This window comes from Moorena sp. SIO3H5, assembly GCF_010692395.1.
Lineage (GTDB): Bacteria > Cyanobacteriota > Cyanobacteriia > Cyanobacteriales > Coleofasciculaceae > Moorena.
In genome coordinates this window covers 1-7,775 of the sequence record NZ_JAAHHS010000362.1, presented here as the reverse complement: position 1 = coordinate 7,775, position 7,775 = coordinate 1, and the positions used below count along the sequence as shown (strand labels likewise).

Sequence of the window (7,775 nt, the reverse complement as noted above, 5' to 3'; positions counted from 1 at the left end):
CTGCCAGGTTCCAGCAAATTTCAGTAGGTCTTTGGCTTTAGAGCCATGCAGAATAGGTTTCCCCTCCTCGTTCTTAGTTGGCACTGGGCTAGAGAGAGTGTCAGGGCTGGTTGCTCTGGTTTTGAGGTATTCGAGATAGTCAAGAATTTGCGCCAAAATCGGTTCTGGCGCGGATTCGATCGCGAGCAGCAATTGTTCTTTAATAGTTGTCATCAGCAATTGGGTTAAGGGACTAGAACTATCTTTAGTTTCGCTCATTTCCCTGACATTATCCCGGCCCGATCGCTCTTCCATTTTCCCAAACCAGGGGTAGGGTGGGCAAATCATCCACGTAATACCAATTGATCATCAATCCTGTCCATTTGCCCACCCTACTGCTCGCCGTCAGATAATATACTTCATCATTATAACCATTATTAAGCCACAAAATAGTCGGGTAGGGTGGGCAAATTCTGATAGTTTGACAATTTCATAAGTTATCATGTCAATTTGCCCACCCTACAAGATCACGGCTAGGGTGGGCAAATCATCCACGTAATACCAATTGATCTCGAATCATGTCCATTTGCCCACCCTACTACTCGCCTTTGCTTTAACCCAACCAACAACATAGGTGATCGCATGCCGTCGGGTAGTCGGGTAGGGTGGGCAAATTCTGATAGTTTGGCTTCTTCATCACGAATCATGTCAATTTGCCCACCCTACTTTATCAGCGATCGCACTCTTTACCGGGAAAACGCTCATTTTCGGTAGATGTTTCTGCTTCTCGTCGTAAACACCCTTGAAAGCAATGTCTGGCAACGTCGGTTTTGGGAGCATACAATTCGTGATGACCATGATTTACACCGACATATAGATTATATTCACGCTACATCCGGTTAAACATGGTTTGGTGTCTTGTCCTCATTTGTGGGAATATTCCAGTTTTCACAAATGGGTGGAGCGAGGCAAGTATCGACCCGATTGGGGGTGTTGTTGTGGGAGTAATTTACCACAAGTTCTAGATTTTCGCGATTTAGAAGATTTTGCAGGGGAGTAGGGTGGGCAAATAATGAATGTGGGGTAGGGTGGGCAAATTATTAATGTTTGACCAATTGATCTCGAATCATCGACATGCAGCCCACCCTACAAGAGCGAACACTTTGCTTTAACCCAACCAACAATATAGGTGATCCCATGACCTAGGGTAGTCGGGTAGGGTGGGCAAATTATGAGAGTTTGGCAATTTCATCAGGAATCCTGTCCATTTGCCCACCCTACTTTATCAGCGATCGCTACTCGCCGTCAGCTAATATACTTCATCATGAGAACCTAAATTAAGCAACAAAATAGTCGGGTAGGGTGGGCAAATTCCGATAGTTTGACAATTAGATCAGTTATCATGTCAATTTGCCCACCCTACTTTATCAGCGATCGCACTCTAGATTTTCGCGATTTATAAGTTAACGCAGGGGAGTAGAGTAGGGTGGGCAAATTAAGAACGTGAGGTAGGGTGGGCTAATAATGAAAGTTTGACCATTTGTACTCGAATCATGTCCATTTGCCCACCCTACAAGAGCGATCGCACTGTTTGGCCGGTTTTGTTGTTTCTTTCCGGTTGTTGTGATGGGTGGCTATTCCCACCCGCTTTTGTAAAGGTTTGCCAGGGTTTTCAGAAATCTTGGATATGATTCCTCTACGGCGTGACCGTATATTTTTTCACAAATATCTATTACTTGCTCCGGTTTTTTATAATCCGAATACTGCGTTTTTAGCAATTTCTTTATTTGATACCCATCATTCTTTTGATGGGCAATCAAGGGTTTTTCGGTAATTCTATCTAAATAGTTCATCACTAGTTCAAAGGGTTGCATCAGACCTCCCTCTCCTCCCTGTGGCTTTAGCTCCGATGGGGGTACTAGATTTTCATTTATCCTATCCGAGTTCTCATTTACCATGTCAACATCCATCCTCTCTTTATTCATTCCTGAGTCTGTAGTTATTTCCATCGTAATAAGAGCCAAAAAACCTGGGCTATATTTATGTACCTTAAACAACTCTACTATTACCTTACTGCCAATATGCCGATTATCTCCCCTATAACCTTCTTTCAGTATTCTATATCCACGGTCTAACATATCATTGTTTGGCACTTCTATGTCAAGATCGTTGGGGGTACGTGGGGCACCATGCAATCGGGCCGCCAGGCTTCCCCCTATACGATGCCAAACTCTTTTTTCGCTTAGCATATCACTAACTGCCGCCACCTTCCATGCCGTCTTCATCAATTCCTTATTTTTTTTTCCGGCCTTTTCCAGCTGATTATACACTTCGTCTTTTAGTAATTGCACAGGTGGCGTTATATGTAATATTTTTTGTTCTTCTTTTCTGATATTTTTGTGGACAATTGGGAGGCTTTTTTGTTCATTAACCTGTAAAACCTTCGCTCCCATCATATCTGCTTCTTTCTCTAATCCTTTATCTTCATTGATTTTCACCCCACCTTTCCTCATTACGGTTGGCTTCACCCGTCCCTGTTTCTGCTGCACCACATGCCAAGCCTCATGGGGCAAATGCTTCTCCTGCCCCGGCCCAACATGAATATCCGTCCCCTGTGCATACGCCAATGCCTGCAATTGTGCCGGTTTCTCCGAGTTGTAATGCACCCTCACATCATCCATCGAGTAGCCAGAGAGGCTTTCTATTCCTGCCTTGAGGCGATCAGGCAAGCCAGTTTTGTTTTCCTTTTGGCTCCTCGATTCCCTCATGCTATCGCCATATGTCACCGAATCCCCCGTCAACGGTTGTGCTCTGAGCTGCACCATCATCCTTTTCGGCTGCACTACCTGATGTCCACCGTGATTCGCCCCTTCCTGGTTTTTCTCCACCGGCTGTCCAAACGATAACTTTGCTTGCAGCCCCTTTTCATACCATCCCGTGTCGGGCACGTATTGTCCGGTTTCAAGGGAGTGCATCACATTAGCCATTCTACTTCCCCATTCCCCGACCGCCTCTTCTGCGTTCCAATCCCTGTCCTCTGCATCCAATCTTCTTCTAGAACCCATCACTCTGGAGTCTTTCTTTTTTTGAGCAATTGTCCTAGAAGTAGAGTGAGAATATTTAGGTTTATAGGTATGAGTAGTGCGCATAGCTAGTTCTATTTCCCATGTACCCTTAAAGAAAACAATATCAGTCGATCGGATCGTCTTCATGGAGCGCGACATGGCACCCCAAACTAAAACCAACTGGTATCACTCTAATATTAGTTCTCTGTTTCTAGAAATCTTGCGAGTTCGTAACTATTTAGAAAACTACATAGAAGGTAAAAAAAATCTACAAACCGTTACCGAATTTGTTGACAATTCTTCTGCCCTGGCTCAACTTTGTAACAAATTCCTTCTCTCCCCCTTTGAAAGGGATATCCTGCTCATGTGCGCGGGAATGGAAATAGAACCATACTTCCATTCTTTGTTTGCCAAAGCCCAAAAAAATAGTCCAAACAAAAACTATCCTACTCTCAGTTTAGCTTTTGACGCCCTTCCCGGAGCCAATTGGGGTGTCCTTTCTCCCCAACGCCCTTTACTAAACTTGCAACTGCTCCACATAGAACCAGGATTGATCCTAAGCCAGTCCCCCCTCTATATTGACCAGCGTATCCTCTGCTTTCTGTTGGGAGAATATGCCACAGACCAGGAATTAGCAGGAAAGATCAAACCCCAACCGCCTCAGACCAACCTTCATCTTTTGCCTAGCTCTCAGTTAAGTATAGTGGAGCAATTGATCACCATTTGGTCTGGGGGCGAGGGGAGAAATAGCTATCCCGTGGTGCAATTATCTCGCTCGGATCGAAGCACTAAATACCAAATTGCCTCCGCCACTTGTCAGGGTTTGGGGTTAAAGTTACATACTCTCGAACCATTGGCTCTGACCACCAACCCCCAGGAAGTGTACCAACTGGGGAAGCGTTGGGAAAGGGAAGCAATACTTAGCAATAGTGTCCTGTTTATTGACTGCGATAGTTATAATTTTTCTGAGCCTGGGCGGGAGTTGGCTCTGAGCAAATTTATTGATAGTATCAATACTCCTTTAATCCTCAGCTGCAATGACCGAAAAATTGACTGTCAGCGGACTATTGTTAACCAAGACATCCCCCCATTGAGCCACGAGGAAAAATATTGCCTGTGGGAAAGCCATATAGGGTCAGCAGCAGCAGAACTTAACGGTCAACTTGAGCGCATCGCGGTACAGTTTAACCTCAATCATGCTACTATTCAAGCTGCCTGTGATCAATTCAAAATTCAAAATTCAAAATTCAAAATTCAAGACTCTACTCAATTATGGGATTTCTGCCGCCATAATGCCCGTAATCAATTAGATCACTTAGCGCAACCTATCAATGCTACGGCTACCTGGGACGATCTGGTTTTACCAACCCCACAACGGCTGCTTCTTGGGGATATTGCCACTCATCTCAGACACAAGTATAAAGTCTATCAGCAATGGGGTTTCGCCCAAAAAGGCGACCGGGGTTTGGGCATCAGCGCCCTATTTTACGGTGCTAGCGGTACTGGTAAAACCATGGCAGCAGAGGTATTAGCCCAGGAATTTCGCCTGGATCTTTATCGCATCGACCTAAGTAGAGTAGTCAGTAAATATATTGGTGAGACGGAAAAGAATCTGCGGCGGATCTTTGATGCTGCTGAAACCGGAAGTGCTATTCTACTGTTTGACGAAGCGGATGCCCTGTTTGGTAAGCGTACCCAAGTTCAAGACAGTCACGACCGCCACGCTAACATCGAAGTCAGCTATTTGCTGCAACGCATGGAAGCCTATCAAGGGTTAGCTATATTGACCTCCAATTTCCAAAGCGCCCTCGATAGTGCCTTTTCGCGCCGCATTCGCTTTGTGGTCGAGTTTCCGTTTCCCCAACCCGAAATCCGTACCCAAATTTGGCAGCGCATTTTTCCTGCCCAGACCCCAACCCAAGACTTAAATTACCAGAAACTTGGTCAACTCAATGTAGCTGGCGGAAATATTCGCAATATAGCCCTAAATGCCGCCTTTTTGGCCGCCGCCGCCGATGAAGCCGTGAACATGGAACATATCTTAGAAGCCACAAAACGGGAATATCTTAAGTTGAAGAAAATGTTGACAAACGATGAGATTGAAGGGTGGTTTTAGTGTAAGCATTCAGCGGTCAGCTATCAGCTATCAGCTCTCAGGCGTAGGTAGTGGCGTAGGGTGGGCAAATGCTGATCCAATCACAATAAGATCTCGAATCCTCGACATGCAGCCCACCCTACAAGCTGTTGCTCTTTTTTTGACCTAAGTCAGGTATTTGCCTTGATGAGACTTTTTTCGTGACCGAATTTGCCATTGTGCTATGCCTGATTTTCGGTTTTTTTTGGGTCAGTCTTTTTCTTTGTAAGTTTTATCTAGCGGCAATCACATTATAACTTTTTAAGTAACTTATCATATTCAGTGTGAGAGCCAATCCAAAACCAAACTATTGTATCTGTGGTTTTCATAACTCCTACAGCACGCCAACCGATTCCCACCCTAACAGAGTATATTGGCTCTTGAGTCTGAAGTTTCTTAAACTCTAAACTTGGATGGTTGGGATTCTGTTTCCAAAGTTTATAATTTTTTCGTGCAGTCTGCTTTACTTTTTCTGGTAATTTACCAAAACAGTTTACAAAGTCATTGGTTAATTCTGACTTCATAATTCATCAAAACCCATAACTTTCGTTTCCCCTATCTTAGATTCATTTAATGCTTTACGGGCTAATTCGTCTAGGAAAGAGGTTTGAGATTGTGATAATGTTTTTTGCCATTTAAGTTCATTCTCAATATCTTCGATTAACTGATGAGCAAGTTCGTTTTGTATCTCTTCTGGTAAATTTTGTGCTTTCTGAAAAGCCTCTGTTAATAGATAAGTCATTAATTTCAGTATTTATCAGGAAAAACGTCTCTAAATAAATGTTAGCTTAAGTTTTCGTTTACATGCCTTACAGCGGCAATAGGGGAGTGGGCGCGGGGAGTGCGGGGCGGGGGCGCGGGGAGTGCGGGGAGGGTGGGCAAATGCTGAGCCAATTCCCTATTTGATCTGGAATCATCGACATGCAGCCCACCCTACAAGAACTCTGTTCCCTGTTCCCTATTCCCTCTTCTCTATTCCCTGTTCCCTGTTCCCTATTCCCTGTTCCCTGTTCCCTGTTCCCTGTTCCCTGTTCCCTGTTCCCTGTTCTCTGTACCTCACCCAATTGAAAACCGCTATACAAGAACTCAAACCGTTTGAGCTTCATTAAGATAAAAAGGATAAACCAGGTTAAACCTAGAATTAGTGACTCGCACCGTATAGGTAATACTTATTAACAACAATCCGTCTATTTCACTGTCTTCAATAGTAATTTCCTCCACATCTATACGATGCTCATGGTTCAAAAGAGCATCAGAAATCGTGCCTCTTATTCCCGTAATTAACCCTTGAGTAATTTCCTCAAACAGAAACTGACTCAATTCGCAACCAAAGTCAGGCTGCATAATCCGTTCCCCTGGACGGGTTGACAGGATAATTTCCAAACTTTGGACAATATCCTCGTGATCAGAAACCATCTCCACGGTTCCTGTATCCTGGTTAAATGTCGGGGGGAAACTCCATCCTGTCCCTAAAAAAGAGCTGTTTTCTTCCATTTGCCTATTACCTATTACCTATTACCTATTACCTATTACCTATTACCTATTACCTATTACCTATTACCTATTGCCTCTTGCCTCTTGCCTCTTGCCTCTTGCCTCTTGCCTCTTGCCTCTTGTTCTAGTCAACCTTCCCCTTATCGGTCAAATTATTAACTAACTTTTCATGTTCCGGTGATGTTAATCCCTGCTGTAAAATTGCTAATACTTGGCCTAAGTCTCCGGTAAGTAAAGCGTCTTGGGCTAACCATAAACCAGGGAAGTAGTCACTACAGATAATGCCTTTATCATTCGGTTCTAGTTTAATATATTTTCCTTCCCTTAACCGAAACCAATCAAGTTCTCCGTCATAAACCCGCCAAACTAAATATTCTTGAACTTGATTACGTCGGTAAGCTTTTAATTTATTATTTAAATCAATAGAGGCCGTACTCGCTGCTATTTCTACGATTAATTCTGGCGCACCTTCTACATAGCCGTCTTCAGTAATCCTTGATTGTCCATCTACCGTTAGTCTTAGTAAAGCATCCGGTTGAGGTTCATTGTCTGGATCTAGACGTACAGTCGCATTATCGCCCACTTCTACCCCTGGTGTAGCTGACCAATATGTACCTAACCAAGTCATAATACGAGCATGGGGATTAGCATGTTGGGTCATTCTTAAAGGCGATGCCATATAAACAACTCCTTCGATTAATTCCGCTTTTTTGACATCAGGCATCTGTGCATAACGCTGTTCAAATTCAACCTGAGTAAGTAGATCTCCACTTTCAAGGGGTGGAATTGTAGTTTTCGGTTTTAATATGGTTTGAGACATGGCATTTTAAGCTGTTAAGCTTTTAGATTAGGATACCTAAATTGCTCAAAGGGAACAGGGAACAGGGAACAGGGAACAGGGAAAAACCAATTTAAATGCGCATTAGCTTATTACTAACACACCCTCGGGATTTTGGTGGGTTACGCGATCGCGCTTCGCACCCTACGGACTCTTGCCTCTTGCCTCTTGCCTTTTGCCTCTTGTATCATGTCAGGATAATTACCCTTAATAAAAATCTCCCCATCTCCCCATCTCCCCATCTCCCCATCTCCCCATCTCCCCA

The 7,775-nt window shown here is 43.9% G+C and carries 9 protein-coding genes; 2 read left to right on the top strand and 7 right to left on the bottom strand.

Annotated elements, in window-relative coordinates; all coding sequences use genetic code 11:
• The 3 genes from F6K52_RS28255 to F6K52_RS28245 all read right to left on the bottom strand — a co-directional run.
• On the bottom strand, positions 1-258 hold a 258-nt coding region (locus F6K52_RS28255), incomplete at its 3' end, for a hypothetical protein (protein ID WP_293086406.1).
• A gap of 429 nt (positions 259-687) precedes the next feature.
• Positions 688-837 carry a hypothetical protein gene (locus F6K52_RS28250; RefSeq protein WP_293086403.1) on the bottom strand — a complete coding sequence of 50 codons (150 nt, stop codon included), beginning with the start codon at positions 835-837 and terminating at the stop codon, positions 688-690.
• Positions 838-1,613: 776 nt separating this feature from the next.
• Positions 1,614-3,203: a DUF4157 domain-containing protein gene (locus F6K52_RS28245; RefSeq protein WP_293086400.1), complete on the bottom strand. Its 1,590-nt coding sequence runs from the start codon at positions 3,201-3,203 to the stop codon at positions 1,614-1,616.
• Here F6K52_RS28245 and F6K52_RS28240 point away from each other — a divergent pair.
• A complete protein-coding gene (locus tag F6K52_RS28240) occupies positions 3,190-5,160 on the top strand; it encodes an ATP-binding protein (RefSeq protein WP_293086397.1) in 1,971 nt (656 codons plus the stop codon). The genes F6K52_RS28245 and F6K52_RS28240 overlap by 14 nt on opposite strands.
• Before the next feature lie 269 nt (positions 5,161-5,429).
• Here the strand turns inward: F6K52_RS28240 and F6K52_RS28235 are convergent, their stop codons facing one another.
• Positions 5,430-5,702, bottom strand: a complete 273-nt coding sequence (locus tag F6K52_RS28235) for a hypothetical protein (protein WP_287360359.1) — start codon at positions 5,700-5,702, stop codon at positions 5,430-5,432.
• The gene (locus tag F6K52_RS28230) at positions 5,699-5,920 is read right to left on the bottom strand and encodes a hypothetical protein (RefSeq protein WP_293038423.1); all 222 of its coding nucleotides are present in this window, start codon (positions 5,918-5,920) and stop codon (positions 5,699-5,701) included. The genes F6K52_RS28235 and F6K52_RS28230 overlap by 4 nt, the downstream gene beginning before the upstream one ends.
• Positions 5,921-6,099: 179 nt before the next feature.
• On the opposite strand from F6K52_RS28230, the gene F6K52_RS28225 reads away from it, so the two are divergent.
• Positions 6,100-6,246 carry a hypothetical protein gene (locus F6K52_RS28225; RefSeq protein WP_293086392.1) on the top strand — a complete coding sequence of 49 codons (147 nt, stop codon included), beginning with the start codon at positions 6,100-6,102 and terminating at the stop codon, positions 6,244-6,246.
• 18 nt (positions 6,247-6,264) lie between these two features.
• Here the strand turns inward: F6K52_RS28225 and F6K52_RS28220 are convergent, their stop codons facing one another.
• Entirely contained in the window at positions 6,265-6,672 is a 408-nt protein-coding gene (locus tag F6K52_RS28220) for a GPW/gp25 family protein (protein ID WP_293086389.1), read from the bottom strand.
• 124 nt (positions 6,673-6,796) lie between these two features.
• Positions 6,797-7,492 (bottom strand): Uma2 family endonuclease, encoded by a 696-nt coding sequence (locus F6K52_RS28215; RefSeq protein WP_293086386.1) that lies wholly within the window; start codon positions 7,490-7,492, stop codon positions 6,797-6,799.
• Positions 7,493-7,775 lie beyond the last annotated feature (283 nt).